At 69.4% G+C, this 16,545-nt stretch carries 17 protein-coding genes; 8 read left to right on the top strand and 9 right to left on the bottom strand.

Going from position 1 to position 16,545, the window contains the following annotated elements; all coding sequences use genetic code 11:
• Positions 1-76: 76 nt before the first annotated feature.
• Positions 77-1,780 (bottom strand): lysine--tRNA ligase, encoded by a 1,704-nt coding sequence (locus MKK52_RS01450; protein ID WP_243951966.1) that lies wholly within the window; start codon positions 1,778-1,780, stop codon positions 77-79.
• A 188-nt stretch (positions 1,781-1,968) separates the two neighbouring features.
• Between MKK52_RS01450 and MKK52_RS01445 the strand changes: the two genes are divergently transcribed.
• Together MKK52_RS01445 and MKK52_RS27075 are read left to right on the top strand one after the other, a co-directional pair.
• Positions 1,969-2,451 (top strand): SRPBCC family protein, encoded by a 483-nt coding sequence (locus MKK52_RS01445; protein WP_243951965.1) that lies wholly within the window; start codon positions 1,969-1,971, stop codon positions 2,449-2,451.
• Between the two features lie 112 nt (positions 2,452-2,563).
• Positions 2,564-2,890, top strand: coding sequence for a hypothetical protein (locus tag MKK52_RS27075; protein ID WP_243951964.1), 327 nt, complete (start codon positions 2,564-2,566; stop codon positions 2,888-2,890).
• A gap of 7 nt (positions 2,891-2,897) precedes the next feature.
• Here MKK52_RS27075 and fdhE read toward each other — a convergent pair whose 3' ends face one another.
• The 5 genes from fdhE to MKK52_RS01415 form a co-directional block, all read right to left on the bottom strand.
• The gene (gene fdhE, locus MKK52_RS01435; RefSeq protein ID WP_243951963.1) at positions 2,898-3,884 is read right to left on the bottom strand and encodes a formate dehydrogenase accessory protein FdhE; all 987 of its coding nucleotides are present in this window, start codon (positions 3,882-3,884) and stop codon (positions 2,898-2,900) included.
• Between the two features lie 142 nt (positions 3,885-4,026).
• Complete coding sequence (locus tag MKK52_RS01430) at positions 4,027-4,749, bottom strand: formate dehydrogenase subunit gamma (protein ID WP_243951962.1); 723 nt, start codon at positions 4,747-4,749, stop codon at positions 4,027-4,029.
• Positions 4,750-4,880: 131 nt separating this feature from the next.
• Positions 4,881-5,813: a formate dehydrogenase subunit beta gene (fdxH, locus tag MKK52_RS01425; protein ID WP_243951961.1), complete on the bottom strand. Its 933-nt coding sequence runs from the start codon at positions 5,811-5,813 to the stop codon at positions 4,881-4,883.
• 15 nt (positions 5,814-5,828) lie between these two features.
• Positions 5,829-8,909, bottom strand: a complete 3,081-nt coding sequence (fdnG, locus tag MKK52_RS01420) for a formate dehydrogenase-N subunit alpha (RefSeq protein ID WP_243951960.1) — start codon at positions 8,907-8,909, stop codon at positions 5,829-5,831.
• A 151-nt stretch (positions 8,910-9,060) separates the two neighbouring features.
• Positions 9,061-9,393: a hypothetical protein gene (locus MKK52_RS01415; protein WP_243951959.1), complete on the bottom strand. Its 333-nt coding sequence runs from the start codon at positions 9,391-9,393 to the stop codon at positions 9,061-9,063.
• 209 nt (positions 9,394-9,602) lie between these two features.
• Between MKK52_RS01415 and MKK52_RS01410 the strand changes: the two genes are divergently transcribed.
• The 5 genes from MKK52_RS01410 (at position 9,603) to MKK52_RS01390 (ending at position 13,915) form a co-directional block, all read left to right on the top strand.
• Positions 9,603-9,806, top strand: a complete 204-nt coding sequence (locus MKK52_RS01410; RefSeq protein WP_243951958.1) for a NepR family anti-sigma factor — start codon at positions 9,603-9,605, stop codon at positions 9,804-9,806.
• Between the two features lie 284 nt (positions 9,807-10,090).
• Complete coding sequence (locus MKK52_RS01405; RefSeq protein WP_243951988.1) at positions 10,091-11,104, top strand: sulfate ABC transporter substrate-binding protein; 1,014 nt, start codon at positions 10,091-10,093, stop codon at positions 11,102-11,104.
• Between the two features lie 13 nt (positions 11,105-11,117).
• Positions 11,118-11,999 (top strand): sulfate ABC transporter permease subunit CysT, encoded by an 882-nt coding sequence (gene cysT, locus MKK52_RS01400; protein WP_243951957.1) that lies wholly within the window; start codon positions 11,118-11,120, stop codon positions 11,997-11,999.
• Positions 11,992-12,873, top strand: a complete 882-nt coding sequence (gene cysW / locus MKK52_RS01395; protein WP_243951956.1) for a sulfate ABC transporter permease subunit CysW — start codon at positions 11,992-11,994, stop codon at positions 12,871-12,873. The genes cysT and cysW overlap by 8 nt, the downstream gene beginning before the upstream one ends.
• A 16-nt stretch (positions 12,874-12,889) precedes the next feature.
• On the top strand, positions 12,890-13,915 hold the full coding sequence (locus MKK52_RS01390; protein ID WP_243951987.1) for a sulfate/molybdate ABC transporter ATP-binding protein: 1,026 nt from the start codon (positions 12,890-12,892) through the stop codon (positions 13,913-13,915).
• Here MKK52_RS01390 and MKK52_RS01385 read toward each other — a convergent pair.
• Positions 13,858-14,313 (bottom strand): hypothetical protein, encoded by a 456-nt coding sequence (locus tag MKK52_RS01385; RefSeq protein WP_243951955.1) that lies wholly within the window; start codon positions 14,311-14,313, stop codon positions 13,858-13,860. The genes MKK52_RS01390 and MKK52_RS01385 overlap by 58 nt on opposite strands.
• Positions 14,310-14,654: a nucleotidyltransferase family protein gene (locus MKK52_RS01380; protein WP_243951954.1), complete on the bottom strand. Its 345-nt coding sequence runs from the start codon at positions 14,652-14,654 to the stop codon at positions 14,310-14,312. The genes MKK52_RS01385 and MKK52_RS01380 overlap by 4 nt, the downstream gene beginning before the upstream one ends.
• 233 nt (positions 14,655-14,887) lie before the next feature.
• Here MKK52_RS01380 and MKK52_RS01375 point away from each other — a divergent pair, with 233 nt between their 5' ends.
• Positions 14,888-15,043: a hypothetical protein gene (locus MKK52_RS01375; RefSeq protein WP_007563230.1), complete on the top strand. Its 156-nt coding sequence runs from the start codon at positions 14,888-14,890 to the stop codon at positions 15,041-15,043.
• Positions 15,044-15,053: 10 nt separating this feature from the next.
• Here the strand turns inward: MKK52_RS01375 and MKK52_RS01370 are convergent, their stop codons facing one another.
• On the bottom strand, positions 15,054-16,331 hold the full coding sequence (locus tag MKK52_RS01370) for a serine protease (RefSeq protein ID WP_243951953.1): 1,278 nt from the start codon (positions 16,329-16,331) through the stop codon (positions 15,054-15,056).
• Positions 16,332-16,545 lie beyond the last annotated feature (214 nt).

The following is a 16,545-nucleotide window of genomic DNA, read 5'->3' as shown; positions in this document are numbered from 1 at the left end:
CCCGTTCTCAGCACTGGCCTTGAGGCGCAGCGTCGTGACAACAGGCGAGTACGGCGGGAAGTCCGTGGCCAGTTGATCAAGTTATCGTGCGTGAACCAGCCAGGAAGACTTGGTGATCGGCGCTCAACTCCCCCGACAACGCCTTGGCGATCAGCGCCCGGGTCTCCGCGACGCCGTAGAGGGCGACGAAGGAGCCGAAGCGGGGGCCGCGCGCCTCGCCGAACAGCACGTTGTACAGGGTCGTGAACCACGCCTGCGACACGCCGGGGCGCCCGTCCGGGCTCTTGGCCTTGCCCGACAGATCCGGAAAATGCCGCCGGCCGACCTCGTAGACCGCCGCCTGCAGGGCCTCCGGATCGGTGGAGCCGGCCTGCTCGGCGAGCACGGCGTGGAGGTCCTCCAACGCCGCCCGCTCCTCCGGCGTCGGCTCCCGGTAGGCTTTGGCCGGGCGGACGAAATCCGAAAAGTACTTGAGGGCGTGGCCGACCAGCCGGTCGAGGCCCGGATGGGTCTGCGGCCCGACGCCCGGCGCGTAGCGGCGGATGAAGCCCCACAGCACCGCCGGATCCTCGGTGTTGGCCACCGCCGCGAGGTTGAGGAGCATCGCGAAGGTCAGGCTCGCGCCCTCGACCTTTTCCGGCTCCGGCGGGTCGCCGGCGTGGAGGTGCCAGACCGGGTTGCCGAGACGGTTCTTCGGGTCCTGCCCGGCGTAGCGGTCGAGGAAGCCGATATACTCATCGACGTGGCGCGGGATCACGTCGAAGAACAGGCGCTTGGCCTCGCGCGGCTTGGTGTACATGAACAGCGCCAGCGAATCCGGCGTGCCGTACTTCAGCCACTCGTCGATCGTCAGGCCGTTGCCCTTCGACTTCGAGATCTTCTGGCCCTTCTCGTCGAGGAACAGTTCGTAGTTGAAGCCTTCGGGCGGCTCGCCGCCGAGCGCCTTGGCGATCTTGCCCGAGAGCTTCACCGAGTCGATCAGGTCCTTGCCGGCCATCTCGTAATCGACGCCGAGCGCCACCCAGCGCATCGCCCAGTCGGGCTTCCATTGCAGCTTGGCGTGGCCCCCGGTCACCGGGGTCTCGTAACCCTCGCCCGTGGCAGGATCGCGCCACACGATGGTGCCCTTGTCGGCCCGCACCTCGTCGATCGGCACCTGCATCACGTGGCCGGTGACGGGGTGGAGCGGCAGGAACGGCGAGTAGCTCGCCGAGCGCTCGGCCCGCAGGGACGGGAGCATGATCTCCATCACCGCGTCGTAGCGCTCCAGCACACGCAGGAGCGTCGCGTCGAACAGGCCGGCGCGGTAGCACTCGGTGGCCGAGCGGAACTCGTAACTGAACCCGAAGGCGTCGAGGAAGCGGCGGAGTTCGGCGTTGTTGTGCGCGCCGAAGCTGTCATGGGTGCCGAACGGGTCGGGCACCTTGGTCAGCGGCTGGTTGAGGTGGGCGGCAAGCAGCTCGCGGTTCGGCACGTTGTCCGGCACCTTGCGCAGGCCGTCCATGTCGTCCGAGAAGGCGATCAGCCGGGTCGGCACGCTGTCGCGGGTCAGCACCCGGAAGGCGTGGCGCACCATGGAGGTGCGGGCCACCTCGCCGAAGGTGCCGATATGTGGCAGGCCCGAGGGGCCGTAACCGGTCTCGAACAGCACCTCGTTCTTGCCCAGTTTCTCCAGCCGGGCGACGAGCTTGCGCGCCTCCTCGAAGGGCCACGCGGCGGCGGTGGCGGCGACCTCGATCAGGCCGGGGTCGAGGGTGAGGGCGGGCGGGGCGGCGGCCATGATGTCCGGGGTTCGGAAGCGTTCGGAAACCGATCCCATACCGGGAATCGGGCCGCGGCGGAACGTCTGCGGGCGCGGATCGCCCGTGCCCCCATTGCCGGGGCGGAGAATACGCCTACGTCAGGCCCGGCCAGAGAAAGCCCCCGCGGCCTGAGCCGCGCTGACACAAACGGACGGAGACTGCCCGCATGTCCATCCTCAACCGCCGCACCCTCGCGATCGCGGCCCTCGCCTTCACCGCCGCCGCCCCGGCCCACGCGATCGACCTGGAGCGGTCGACCACCATCGCGGCGCCCCCGGCCAAGGTCTGGCAGACGATCGGCGACTTCTGCGGCATCGGCAACTGGCACCCGGCCGTCGAGAAGTGCACGCCCTCCGAGATGGACGGCAAGAAGGTCCGCCTGCTTAACCTCAAGGGCGGCGGCACCATCAAGGAGGAGCAGGTCTCCCGCGACGACAAGGTGATGAGCTACACCTACACGATCCTGGAGAGCCCGCTGCCGGTGTCCGACTACAAGTCGACGCTCTCGGTGGCCCCGGACGGGTCCGGCTCCAAGGTGACGTGGAGCGGCACCTTCAACGCCAAGGGCGCCCCGGACAGCGTGGCCAAGGACGCGGTCCAGGGGATCTACGATTCCGGCCTGAAGGCTCTGGACGACAAGTCCAAGTAGCGGCCTCGAAGTAGTCGCCAAACAAGAGCGTGACCTCGGATTGACCCACGGCCACGCTCGGCCCAAAACCCTCCGGCTCGCCGGAGGGTCCCGGCGCGAAGGAAAGACCGCCGTGGCCGCGTCCCGTCTCTGCCTCGTCCTCGTCGCCGTCGCCGCCCTCGGGGCCTGCCAGTCCCAGTCGAAGGTGCGCGAACCCGTCGTGCCCGTGGGCGGCCCGCCCGCGCCGCCGGTGCTCCCCACCGGCACGGGCTGCGGCCCGGAGATCGCCCGCACCCGGGCGATCGTCGCCAGCGACGTGGCCACGGAGAACCTGAACAAGGCGGTCGGCGAGCGGTTCGACGCCGACCTCGTGCGGGCCGCCGACGCCTGCAGCGCCGGCCGCGAGGGCGAGGCGCGCGGCCTGCTCGCCGCCGCCAAGTCGCGCTACGGTTACCGGTAGGCCCGGCTCACACCACGAACAGCAGGTTCAGGCCCGCGCGCCGGAACCCCTCCTCGGCGATCTTCAGATCGAGCCCGTAGGAGGCGATGTCGTCGGCGACCGGATCGAGGTCCGGCGTCCGGTGCTGGTGCAGGTGCTTCAGGTAGCTATGGCAGGCGGTGCAGGTCTCGACCTGCACGTCCTTTGCGACCTCGTCGAGCCCGTAATAGCTCACGCCCTCGCCGTCGCCGCAGGCGGTGCAGCGGATGCGGACGTGGTTCCACAGGGTGCCGCAGAGGGAGCAGCTGAGGTAGCGGGCCTTGTCGGCCGGCGTCCAGGACACGACGACGCTCGCCGTCGGCGCGCCGCCGCAGCAGGGGCAGACGCCGTCCGCCACCGGCTTCAGCGCCTTGGCGTCGAGCCGGGCCGCCCGGCGGGCGAGGCAGACCTGCAACGCCGCCGAGACGAACAGGCATTCCGCCACCCGCTCGACGGGGATCGCGCCCTCGAAGACCTGCACCGCGAGGTCGAGGCGGTCTTCCTTGGAGGCCGCGCGCAGGCCGTCGCGCGCCGCGCGGACCTGTTCCGGCGCGGCGGAGAGGTCGAGGGCGTCGAGCAGGCCGTCGAGACAGGCGTGGAAGCTCGGGTCGGCCTCGATGACGTGGCGGGAGAGGGGGGGCATGCCGTGCTCGACGCGCAGGGCCCGCCCGGCCTCGTCGGGGTCGGTCACGTCCCAGCCGGCGGCCGCGCGCTCGGCCTCGACCACGGCCTGCGCCCGGGCGATCTCGGCCACGAGGCGCAGATAGGCTTCGAGCGTATGGCCGGGGGCCAGGGCGAGCAGGCGCTCGGCACGGGCCTTGAACAGCGATCCCGGCTCCGGCAGGCGCACGAAGGGCACCGAACCGGAGATACCGATCTTGTCGGGATCGGGCTTGATCTCGTCGAAGGACTTCTTTGCGACAGGAGCGGGCTCGGCGTCATCCTTCGCCGAGCCGCGTTTGAAGAACCGAACCACGGCTGACGTGTCCTCTGCGTCTCGTTCTACTCTACCGTCATTGCGAGCAACGCGAAGCAATCCAGGGCGGCGCGACCTCGGAGGACGTGGCGCTTCCCTGGATTGCTTCGCTTCGCTCGCAATGACGGCGAGGGAGAGGGTCCTACGACCCCCGCTTGTCGACCGGACCCTTGCGGGCGTTGCCGCCCGCGAGCTGGCGGAACCACTTGCGGTGGTGCCGGTAGGCCCAGCCGCCGGTGACGGTGCCGCGCACCATCGCCCGGCCGGTGCCGCGCACCCAGATGCCGGCATAGATATGCACGACGATGATGGCGATGGCGATGACCGCCGCCAGCGAGTGGGCGAGCAGCGCCCAGCGCTGGGTCTCGATGGTGGTGAGCCCGCCGAAATAGGTGTTCCAGATCACGAGGCCCGAGACGAGCATCACGGCGATCAGGCCGGTCTGGCCCCAGAACACCATCTTCTGCCCGGCATTGTACTTGCCGAGTTCGGGCAGGCGATCCTCGCGGTTGGTCACCACGTCGCCGATCTTCTTGGTCCACTCGACATCGTCCCGGTTGGGGATGTTGAGCCGCCAGAAGCGGATGAACAGGAACACGAAGCTCACCGCCAGGGCCACGCCGAACCACGGATGGATCGAACGCGTCGCCTGTCCGCCGCCGAACAGGCCGGTCAGCGAGAACAGGTAGGGCGAGAACATCGCCAGCCCGGACAGGGTCAGCAGGGTGAACAGGATCGCGGTGATCCAGTGGTTCACCCGCTGCAGGCCGGTGTAGCGCGGCACGTAGATGACCTCCGGCGCGCTCCCCTTGTCCTGGTGGAGCGGACGGGTCTCGCCGTCGCGGATGTCGGTGTGGATCGTCATCGGCTTCACCCGGAAATCATGGGTTTCAAAAGGGATCATCCCTTTTGCGGGTGCAGGGTGGAACCCTGCGAGATGCCGGGGCTTCGCCCCGGCACCCCACCAAAGGGCATGCCCTTTGGAAACCCCTTACTTCAGTGCGGCCGTGCCTCACCGCCGTCCTGACGGCGCTTCGACCCGGCCATCTCGACCGCCTCTTCCTCTTCCTCGGGCGCGACCTCGTTCGGCCCCGCCGTGACGTAGTGGAAGAAGCCGGCGACGGCCGCGAAGCCCATCGCCGCCAGACCGAACACCTTGGCGCCACCCTTCCAGAAGGCGACGAGGGGCGAGATCTTCGGATCGTTCGGCAGGCCCGAGTAGAGGCTCGGCTGGTCGTTGTGGTGCAGCACGTACATGACGTGCGTGCCCCCGACGCCCGCCGGGTCGTACAGGCCGGCATGCTCGAACCCGCGCGACTTGAGGTCGTCGATGCGGGAATTCGCCTGCTCGATCATCGCCTGCTTGGTGCCGAACATGATCGAGCCGGTCGGGCAGGCCTTGGCGCAGGCCGGAGCCTGACCCACCGCCACCCGGTCCGAGCACAGGGTGCACTTGTACGCCTTGTGGTCGGTCTGGCTGATGCGCGGGATGTTGAAGGGGCAGCCCTTCACGCAATAGCCGCAGCCGATGCAGTTCTCCTCGATGAAGTCCACGATGCCGTTGGAGTACTGCACGATGGCGCCCGGGGACGGGCACGCCTTGAGGCAGCCCGGCTCCGTGCAGTGCATGCAGCCGTCCTTGCGGATCAGCCATTCGAGGTGGTTGGTCTGAGGATTCTCGTATTCCTCGAACCGCATCAGGGTCCAGGTCTTGGCCGTGAGGTCGTGCGGGTTCTGGTAGGTGCCCGTATTGACGCCCACGTCGTCGCGGAGGTCGTTCCACTCCTCGCAGGCCGATTGGCAGGCCTTGCAGCCGATGCACTTCGACACGTCGATGAGCTTGGCGACCTCCACCTGACGGCGGATCTCCGGCGGCGTCTCCGTGGAGGCGGAGCGCTGGCGGATGTCGAGGGAGCTATAGTCAGCCATGATGCATGCTCCCCCTTACGCGACCGCATCCGAGGGCGGAGTGGTCGGCTCGATGTTCACGAGCCAGGCCTTGAACTCCGGCGTCTCGGTGTTGGCATCGCCGACGACGGGCGTCAGCGAGTTCGGGTGCCATCCCTTCTTGGTCAGGCCCATGAAGCCCCAGTGCTGCGGGATGCCGACGACGTGGACGGGCTTGCCGTCACAGATCAGCGGCTTGATCCGCTTGGTCACCACGGCCTTGGCCTTCAACGAGCCGCGCTTCGACCAGACGCGGACCCATGCGCCCTTGGCGATGCCCTTCTCCTTGGCCAGCTCCTCCGAGATCTCCACGAAGGCCTCCGGCTGGAGGATCGCGTTGATCCGGGCGTGCTTGGTCCAGCCGTGGAAGTGCTCGGTCAGGCGGTAGCTCGTCGCCGCGTAGGGGAACTCCTTCGCGTCGCCGAGGTCGGCCAGGTCGTCCTTGAAGATGCGGGCCGCCGGAGCGCCCTTGATCTTCGGGAAGGCGACGTTCTGCACCGGGGACTCGAAGGGCTCGTAATGCGTCGGGAACGGCCCGTCGCGCATGAGACCTCGGGTCCACAGGCGGGCGACACCCTCCTGGTTCAGGATGAACGGACCGATGCCCTTATCGGGCGCCACGGTCACGCCGTAGTCCGGCACGTCGAAGCCGACCCACTGCTTGCCGTTCCACTCGATGAGCTTCTTCTTCTCCGACCACGGCTTGCCCTCGGGGTCGCAGGAGGCGCGGTTGTAGAGCACCCGCCGGTTGGCGGGCCATGCGAAGGCCCAGTTCGGGGCGATGCCCTTGTCGCCGGGATCGGTGTTGTCCCGGCGGGCCATCATGTTGCCCTTCTCGGTGTAGCAGCCGGAATAGATCCAGCAGCCACAGGCCGTCGTCCCGTCGTCCTTGAGCTGGGCGAAGCCGTCCACCTGCCGCCCGGCCGGGAGCGGAGCCCCGTTCAGGTCGGTGGTCGGGGCGACCGTGTAGCCGTTGAGCTCGCGGGCGAGCTCGGTCGGCGTCGGCGCGTCCGCGACGGCGTAGTTCCAGGTCAGGTTGACGATCGGGTCGGGGAAGGCGCCCCCGTCCTTCTCGTACAGCGCCTTCATGCGGAGGTGGATCTCCGCCATGATGTCGATGTCCGACCGGCACTCGCCCGGCGGCTCCTGTGCCTGCCAGTGCCACTGGAGCCAACGCGACGAGTTGGAGAGGGAGCCCTCCTCCTCGACGAACAGGGTGGTCGGCAGCTCGAACACCTCGGTCTGGATCTGGGTCGGATCCACGGGATTGTACTCGCCGTGGTTCTCCCAGAACCGGGCCGTCTCGGTCTTGAGCGGATCCATCACCACGATGAACTTCATCTTGGAGAAGGCTTCCGTCATCTTGGCGCGATTCGGGAACGACAGCAGGGGGTTGAAGCCCTGGATGACGTAGCCGGTCATCTTGCCCTGCTTGGCGAGCTCGAACCCACGCAGCACGTCGTAGGTCGGCACGTCGAGCTTGGGCAGGTAGTCGTAGGCCCAGTCGTTCTCCTTGGCCGCCTTGTCGCCCCACATCGCCTTCTGGAACGAGACGAAGAACTTGTTGTAGTTCTGCCAGTAGCTCGTCTGACCCGGACGCAGCGGCTTGAACTGCCGCTTGGCGATGTAGCTCGCGTAGTCGGGCTCCTTCTCCACGGGGATGTTGAGATAGCCGGGGATGAGGTTGCTCATCAGCCCGATATCGGTCAGCCCCTGGATGTTGGAGTGGCCGCGCAGGGCGTTCATGCCGCCGCCGAGCATGCCGATGTTCCCGAGCAGCGTCTGCACGATGCACATCGAGCGGATGTTCTGCGAGCCCTTCGAGTGGTGCGTCCAGCCGAGCGCGTAGAGCGAGGTCATGACCCGCTCCGGCGACGACGTGGTCGCGATCATCTCGCAGACCTTCAGGAAGGTCTCCTTGGGCGAGCCGCAGATCGTCTCGACCATCTCCGGGGTGTAGATGGAGACGTGCTTCTTCAGGAGCTGCATGACGCAGCGCGGGTTCTGCATCGTCTCGTCGACCACGGCGTAGCCGTCGGGGCCGATCTCGTAGTCCCAGGTGGTCTTGTCGTAATCCCGCTTGTCGGCGTCGTAGCCAGCGAACAGGCCTTCGCTGAAGTCGTAGCCCTCACGCACGACGTAGCCGGCGTTGGTGAACGCCGAGACGTAGCGGTGCTGGATCTTGTCGTTGTCGAGCAGGTACTTGGCCACGCCCGACAGGAACGCGATGTCCGTCCCCTGCCGGATCGGGCAGTAGAGGTCGGCCACCGACGCCGTGCGGGTGAAGCGCGGGTCCACGACGATGAGCTTGGCGTTGTTATGCGCCTTCGCCTCGACGACCCACTTGAAGCCGCAGGGGTGAGCTTCGGCGGCATTGCCGCCCATCACGGTGATGACGTCCGCGTGCTTGATGTCCATCCAAAGGTTGGTCATCGCACCGCGTCCGAAGGAGGGCGCCAAACTGGCGACCGACGGACCGTGTCAAACTCTGGCCTGGTTGTCGAAGACCAGGGCCCCCATGCTTCGGACCACCTTGTAGGTGAGCCAAGCCGTCTCGTTGGTGGTGGCCGAGGCCCCGAGGAAGCCCGTCGTGGTCCAGCGGTTGACCGTGAGGTCGCCGTTCTTGGCCACGAAGTTGCGGTCCCGGTCCTCCTTCAGGAGGGCGGCGATCCGGTCGAGGGCGTGATCCCAGGAGACGCGCTTGAACTCGGAGGTGCCCGGCGCCCGGTAGAGCGGGTACTTGGTGCGGGTCTCGGCGTGGACGAAGTCCAGCAGCGCCGAGCCCTTCGGGCACAGGGTGCCGCGGTTGACCGGATGGTCCGGATCGCCCTCGATGTGCATCACCGAGGAGCGGGCGTTCTTCGAGCGGTCACCCAGGCTGTACAGGATGACGCCGCAGGCCACCGAGCAATAGGGGCAGGTGTTCCGCGTCTCGCGCATCTGCGCGAGCTTGAAGGGCCGCACCGCGGCGGCCATGGCGGGTTCCAACCCGCCGAAGCCGAGGGCCCCGAGGGACCCTCCTGCAAGACCGGCGCCGACACCCTTTAACAGGCCGCGCCGGGAGACCTGGACCGTCATGTCCACTCCCAAGTGAAAACTGGTATAATTCGAACCTGTCCCAGAGAATGGCGTGCAAGGCAAGTGCGGTCCGCTGACACGGAACGCGATTTTGTCGTCGCGCTCCGTCACGATTTTCACCGGACCTTAATCCCTTCTGGCAACGACGGTTTTATTGCTTGGACGGAGCCGCCGGATTGTCGCCCGAGGGCGACGGGACGCGGTTCGGGAGCGGCGCCTGCGGGTCGGTGGCGGAGGTGCCAGTGGGGCTCGCGGCGGGCACCGGGCGGTCCTTGTTCTCCGAGATGCTCTTGCCGCCGGGGTTCGGCGCATCCTTCGCGGCGGATTCCTCGCGCGGGACGGGCGCTTGGCTCCAGCCGTCCTGCGCGCTGCGGGATTTGTCGCCCATGGCATCCACGCCCTTGATCTCGCCGGGCTTGGTCTGGGCGAGGGCGGGGGAGGCGGCGAGCAGAAGGACGGCGAGGGCGGCGGACAGGCGCGGCACGGGTGTCTCCGGAGATTCGGGTGGTTCCGGGGAACGTCACCCCGCCGGCCCAGTTCCGGCGCCGGTCGTCGCAAGGGCGGCAAGGGCGGCAAGGGCAGGGGCCGCCGGCGCAGTGAGACCTCGTTAACCAAGGAGTGCCATCGTCTGGCTGCCTGCCCCCGTCTGCCCCGAGTTCTCTCTCCGAGTTCTCCCGCGCGAGATCCGCCGCCATGTCCAAGACGCAAGCCGAGCGGCCGCCCCACAGCGTCGATCCCATCCCGGCGATGGATCCCGCCGACGCGCCGCCCCTGAGCCCGACCGTGCGCCGGCACCTCGGCCAGACCCTGCGCGGCCACTACGCCGATTCCCTCTCCGCCCCCGTCGGCGAACGCCTCGAAGCCCTGCTCGCCCAGCTCGACAAGACGGCCGGCTGAGGCGCTTCGCACCCGGTTTTCCTGTGCGCCATCGCACATGAGGTCGTTCTTTCTATCAAACCGGCCGCGGCGAGACTTTTCATCTGGGTTCGGCGGCGGCCGGAGAAGATGCTCGTTCCCGTCTCCGCGCATCGAGCCTATTTCCTCCTTACGCACCGATCGACCGTCCGCCCGGGCCCTCGCGCGCCCGGCGGTCTCCCTTGACTTCGTTCGTTAGAAAGAACGAACTCTCCCCCGTTTCCCGGATTGTGGTCCGGGCTCGGCCGGAGGATCGGATGCGGAAGATGTGGCTCTCGACGACGCGGGCGGGTTGCCTCGCCCTGCTCGGCGCCGTGTCTCTCGGCCTCGCCGCCCCCTCCGCGCGGGCGCAGACCGCCCTCCTGAACGTCTCCTACGATCCGACCCGCGAACTCTACCGCGAGATCAACGACGCCTTCGCCAAGAGCTGGAAGGCCAAGACCGGCGAGGACGTGACGGTGCGCGCCTCCCATGGCGGCTCGGGCGCCCAGGCGCGGACGGTGATCGACGGGGTCGATGCCGACGTGGTGACGCTCGGCATCCCCTCCGACATCGACGCCATCGCCCGGTTGACGAAGAAGATTCCGGCCGACTGGCGCGGCAAGCTGCCGAACGAGTCGCTGCCCTACACCTCGACGGTGGTGTTCCTCGTCCGCAAAGGCAACCCGAAGGGCGTGAAGGACTGGCCGGACCTCGCCAAGCCGGACGTGAAGGTCATCACCCCGAACCCGAAGACCTCGGCGGGCGGGCGCTGGAACTTCCTCGCCGCCTGGGGCTACGCCTACGGCCAGGACAAGGACGCGGCCAAGGCCGAAGCCTTCGTCGGCCAACTCTACAAGAACGTGCCCGTCCTCGACACCGGGGCGCGGGGCTCCACCGTGACCTTCGCCCAGCGCAAGCTCGGCGACGTGCTGCCCACCTGGGAGAACGAGGCCTACCTCGTCCTGCAGGAATTCGGCGCCGACAATTTCGACATCGTGGTCCCGCCGACCTCTATCTACGCGGAGCCGCCGGTGGCGCTGGTGCCCGGCAACGCCGACCGCAAGGGCACGACCAAGACCGCCCAAGCCTATCTCGATTTCCTCTACACGGACGAGGCACAGGCGATCTTCGCCAAGCACCATTATCGCCCGTTCAAGGCGCAGGCCGCCGCCTCCGCCGGCCTGCCGGACGTGAAGCTCTTCAAAATCGAGGATTACCAGGGCTCCTGGGACGATATCCAGGCGAAGAACTTCGATTCCGGCGGGCTGTTCGACCGCCTCAGCCGCGCCGGCCGCTAGAGAGTCCTTCGCGATGGCTTCGACCCTCGCCCCCGCCGATGCGGGGGCTTCCCCCCGTCCGGCGTGGCGCTTCCGCCGCCCGAGCGTGCTGCCGGGCTTCGGCCTGAGCTTCGGCTACACCCTGGCCTGCCTCGGCCTCGTGGTGCTGCTGCCGCTGGCGGCCCTGGTGGCCCGCGCCTCCGGGCTAGGCTTTTCCGGCATCTGGGACGTGGCGACCGATCCCCGCGTGGCGAGCGCCCTGAAGCTGAGCTTCGGCGTGTCGCTGCTCGCGGCCCTCGTGGCCTCGGTCTTCGGCTTCATCGTCGCCTGGGTGCTGACCCGCTACACGTTTCCCGGCCGCAAGATCGTCGACGCCGCCGTCGACCTGCCCTTCGCCCTGCCGACCGCCGTGGCCGGCATCGCGCTGGCCTCCCTCTACGCCCCGGATGGGCTGATCGGCGCGCCGCTGGACCGGCTGGGCATCCAGGTCGCCTACACGCCGCTCGGCGTGTTCGTGGCCATGACCTTCGTCGGCCTGCCCTTCGCCGTGCGCACGGTGCAGCCGCTGATCGCCGAGATCGACAAGGAGATCGAGGAGGCCTCGGCCACCCTTGGCGCCACCCGCCGCGCGACGCTCCTGAAGGTGGTGCTGCCCCCGCTGATCCCGGCGGTGCTCACCGGCTTCGCCCTCGCCTTCGCCCGGGGGGTCGGGGAATACGGCTCGGTGATCTTCATCGCCGGCAACCTTCCTTACGTGTCGGAGATCGCCCCGCTGCTGATCGTCATCAAGCTGTCCGAGTTCGATTACGGCGGCGCGGCGGCCATCGCGACGATCATGCTCGGGATCTCGTTCCTGACCCTGCTCGCGATCAACCTGATCCAGGCGTGGAGCCGGAAGAGGTTCGGCTATGTCTGAGATCTTCTCGCCCGTCCGCCTCACCGAGGCCCGGCCCGCCCCCGTGGCGGGGGAGGGGGCGGGGGTGCGCGCGCTCCTCATCGGGGTCGCGATCACCTTCCTCGCCCTGTTCCTCGTGCTACCGCTGGCGGCGGTGTTCGTGCAGGCGCTCAGCCACGGCGTCTCGGCCTATCTCGACGCCTTCCGCGAGCCCGACGCCCTCTCGGCCATCCGGCTGACCCTGACGGTGGCGGCCATCGCCGTGCCGTTCAACCTCGTCTTCGGGGTGGCCGCCTCCTGGGCGATCGCCAAGTTCGAGTTCCCCGGCAAGACGTTCCTGATCACGCTGATCGACCTGCCGTTCTCGGTCTCGCCGGTCGTGTCGGGGCTGATCTACGTGCTGCTGTTCGGCAGCCAGGGCCTGTTCGGCGGCTGGCTGCAGGCGCACAACATCCAGATCCTGTTCGCCCTGCCGGGCATCGTGCTGGCGACGATCTTCGTCACCTTCCCCTTCGTCGCGCGGGAACTGATCCCGCTGATGCAGGAGCAGGGCTCGTCGGAGGAGGAGGCCGCGCTGACGCTCGGCGCCCCCGGCTTCCACGCCTTCCTCACCGTCACCCTGCCCAACATCCGCTGGGGGCTGCTCTACAGCGTCCTGCTCTGCAATGCCCGCGCGATGGGCGAGTTCGGCGCGGTCTCCGTCGTCTCCGGCCACATCCGGGGACTGACGAACACGATGCCGCTCCACGTGGAGATCCTCTACAATGAGTACAACTTCGTCGCCGCTTTCGCCGTCGCTTCGCTCCTCGCAGCCCTCGCCCTTGTCACACTCGTCGTCAAATCCGTCCTCGAATGGCGCTTCAGCGACGAGCTCGCCGCGGGCCGGAAGCACTGAGCGGGCCTCGACGGCGATCCGCGTCGAGGCGGTCACGAAGACCTTCGACACGGCCGCCGTCCTGCACGACCTCTCCCTCGACGTGAGAGCGGGGGAGTTGCTCGGCCTGCTCGGCCCCTCGGGCTCGGGCAAGACGACGCTCCTGCGCATCATCGCCGGGCTCGACGCGCCGGATCGCGGGCGCATCCTGTTCGGGGGCGACGACGCCACCGGCCTGCCCGTGCAGCAGCGGGCGGTGGGCTTCGTGTTCCAGCACTACGCCCTTTTCAAGCACATGAGCGTGGCCGACAACATCGCCTACGGCCTCAACGCGCGGCGGCGGGCCGACCGCCCGGCCAAGGCCGAGATCAAGCGCCGGGTGGGGGACCTCCTCGACCTGATCCGCCTCTCGGGCTTCGGCGACCGCTACCCGTCGCAGCTCTCCGGCGGCCAGCGCCAGCGCGTGGCGCTGGCCCGCGCGCTCGCCGTAGAGCCGCGCGTGCTGCTGCTCGACGAGCCCTTCGGGGCGCTCGACGCGCAAGTGCGAAAGGACCTGCGCCGCTGGCTGCGGGAGATCCACGACCGCACCGGCCAGACCACGATCTTCGTGACCCACGATCAGGACGAGGCGCTGGAACTCTCCGACCGGGTGGCGGTGCTCGACCGGGGCCGCCTGGAGCAGGTCGGCACGCCGGACGAGGTTCAGGAGAACCCGGTCTCGGCGACCGTGCTGAAGTTCCTCGGCGATTCCGTCGAGGTCGAGGCCATCGCCGAGGGCGGCCGGGTGAGCGTGCGCGGCCGGGAGACCCCGGTGAGCGCGCGCCCCGGAATCATCGGCCCGGTGAAGCTCCATGTGCGCCCGTGGCAGCTCCAGCTGGTGGAGCTGGAGGCGGCGCATCTCTCGGGCACGGTGCGCTCCTCCTACCGCAGCCAGGGCCGCCAGCGGATCGAGGTCGAGGAGGCAGGCGGCCAGATCCTCGCCGTCGAGGATTTCGACGGCGTCCGCTACGCCGCCGGGCATCCGGTGGGGCTGCGGATCAACGGGGGGTATGTGTTCGGGTGAGGCTCCGCGTCAGCCGCTCGCCGGGGGATCGATCCGGTCCCTGAACAGGCGGAGGCAGGGCGCAAGGGTCTGCGCGAGCCGTCTCGCGGCCTCGATCGAGGGCGCGGCCCGCTCCGGTCGGGCAGGCTCACCGGACGCGAAACGCGGCGGATGAGATCCGCATGGGAGTTCGGGCCGGTCGGTCCATCCTCGCCGAGGATGTCGAGGATGCGATGGAGGGCGCCTTCGAGGGACGTGTGTCCGGCCTGCATCGCGTGCTGCAAGCCCATCCGGGCCCTGTAGCCGTCGAGGTCGGGGGCGTCGAAGCCCCCTGCCTCGTAGAGGCGGGCGGCGTTGCCGAAATGGCGGATCGCCGCCCCGAGATCGTCCTCGACGTCGAGCCAGCGCGCATCGGTCACGGCAGGCGCAGCCCGTCGGCCTCGACGCGGGCGACGAAGGCGGGCTTCGTCGTCGCCCGTTCGAACACGTCCAGCGGCAGGCCATGCTCGGCCGAAAGGGCTTCGAGGAAGTCCCAGGCCGCCCGGCGCCCGGCGGCGGGGAAATCGATCATCACGTCGAGGTCGCTGTCATGGTCCATGCGGCCGGTGACGAAGGAGCCGAACACCCAGAGGCGTCCTGCCTCGCGCTCCGCATAGGCCCGCATCCGCGCGACCGTCGCCTCGGCGGCCCGGATACGGCGGGCGCGTTCGGCGGCCTTGCGCGCGGGAACCGTGATGAGGCTGGGATCGGTCGTCGTCATGACCGTCATCGTGGCGGTGATCGGGCTCGACGCCTCTATACCCCATCCCGGCCGCCCTCGGAACAACGCCGCCGATCCGCCTGCGCCGCCCCTGCCGGACTGGCACGTGTGAGCCTGCGCGCCACATCCGCGAGCCGACTCACAAAAAACTGCGGATTCCCCTGAACAGAACGAATTGTCGCGGCGTTTGAACGGTCACGCTCGCCCCATGCGACCGCCCGGAGATCCGCTTCATGTCCCTCGTTACCATTCTCCTCATCATCCTGATCATCCTCGCCTTCGGCGGCGGCGGTTTCCTCGGCGGCGGCGCCTATCGCGGCCCGGGCTTCGGTCTCGGCGGCATCCTGCTGATCGTCCTGATCGTCCTGCTGGTCACCGGCCGGCTCTGAGGCTCTGGCCTCACCGGCAGGTGAGGCCTACGATGGCGGGCGCCGCTCCGGCGGGGCCCGCCTCCCTCGCCCCGGACAGGGCGATGCCCTTCCCCGCCAGGAACGCCGCGATGGCCGCCGCCGTCACGACCGGCAGGCTTGTCGGCGGCGCCACCCCGGCCACGAGGCGCGGCGCGGCCGGATAGGCCGCCACCAGCCCCGCCAGACGCCCTTGGGCTCCGAACAGCGGAGCCCCCGCCGAGCCCGGCTGCAACGGCGCCGTCACCCGTCCTTCCATCACCGTCCCCGGCACCGCCGCCACGCCCTCCGCCCCCGCCGCGAGGGCGACGACCGGCCCGTCCGCGAGGCTCTCCGCCAGGGCCAGCGCCGCCGGCTTCGCGCCCGCGACCTCCACCAGGGCGAGGCCGGACGGATCGCGGGCGAGCGTTCCGGCGCAGCCCTCCGGCACCACCGCCAGAACCCGGCCCGGCGCGACGGCGAGGCCGGTCGCCACGAGTCGGGCCGGCGCGACGGCGGGCGCCGGGGAGGGCGCAGGCGTCGCGGCGACCGGCGCCGCCGCCGGGAACGGCTCGAAGGCGTTCGCCATGGCGATCACGAGGCGGCCGACCTCCCCGGCGAGCGCCCGGTCGTAGCCGATGAGGAAGCCCCGGATTCCCTGCGGCCCGGCGGCATAGCGGGTGTAGGACAGGCCGGTCGCCGTCTCGGCGGTGACGACCACGAAATCCGGCTTCTGCAGGCGGTAGGTCACCTTGCGGCCGTTCAGGGGCGCGTTCGCCCGCTCGAACAGACCCTCCAGGGTCTCGGCCTCCGGCGGATAGGCGCGGGTCTCGAACGTCACCTTCCCGTCCGCACTCTGCCAGCGGGTGCCGGAGGGGAGGGCGGTGCGCTTGGCAAGCAGCGCCTCGGGCACGCCGACGACGGCGCCGCTGACGGGATCGGCCTGGACGCGGAACCGCGCGGCCTTCCGCGCCGCCTCGCCGGCCGCGCGCAACGCCGTCCGGCCCTCGGCGGTCAGGGGATCGGCGAGGCGGGCGCGGGCGGCGAAGGCCTGCAACGCCTCGAAGGTGCGCCTCCCGAAGCCGCCGGAGACCACGCCGTTGAAGTCGCCGGTCCAGACCAGGGCGTCCTGCAGCGCCTTCCGCTCGGGCTCGGGCAGGGCCTCGAAGGCGGCGCGGGTGGCGTCCATCGCCGGATCGGCGGGTTTCGCGGCGGGCGGCGGCGGGGGCCGGGTCTGCGCCGAGGCGGGCCCGGCCGGCGCCAGCAGGGCCAACGCCAGAATCCAAACCATCCGCCCACATCCGATGGCGCTCACATCGGCCTCCCGAATCCCACGGCGAGGGTGGCAGAGCGCCCGCCCCCGCGCCAGGGGTCCGCGGCCAAGCCCGACAGGACCGGGCTTCTGTCACCCCGCCGGACTTCCGCCCCGCTCTCGGCCGTCTAGTTCCGCTGGCCAAAGACGGCGCCGCGCGCCGGGCGCCGGTCGGCGCGCCGAGACCAAGGCG

This window comes from Methylobacterium sp. J-067 (genome assembly GCF_022829465.1).
Taxonomy (GTDB): domain Bacteria; phylum Pseudomonadota; class Alphaproteobacteria; order Rhizobiales; family Beijerinckiaceae; genus Methylobacterium; species Methylobacterium litchii.
The sequence above is the reverse complement of the archived record's forward strand: the minus strand, read 5'-3'. Positions and strand labels throughout refer to the sequence as shown.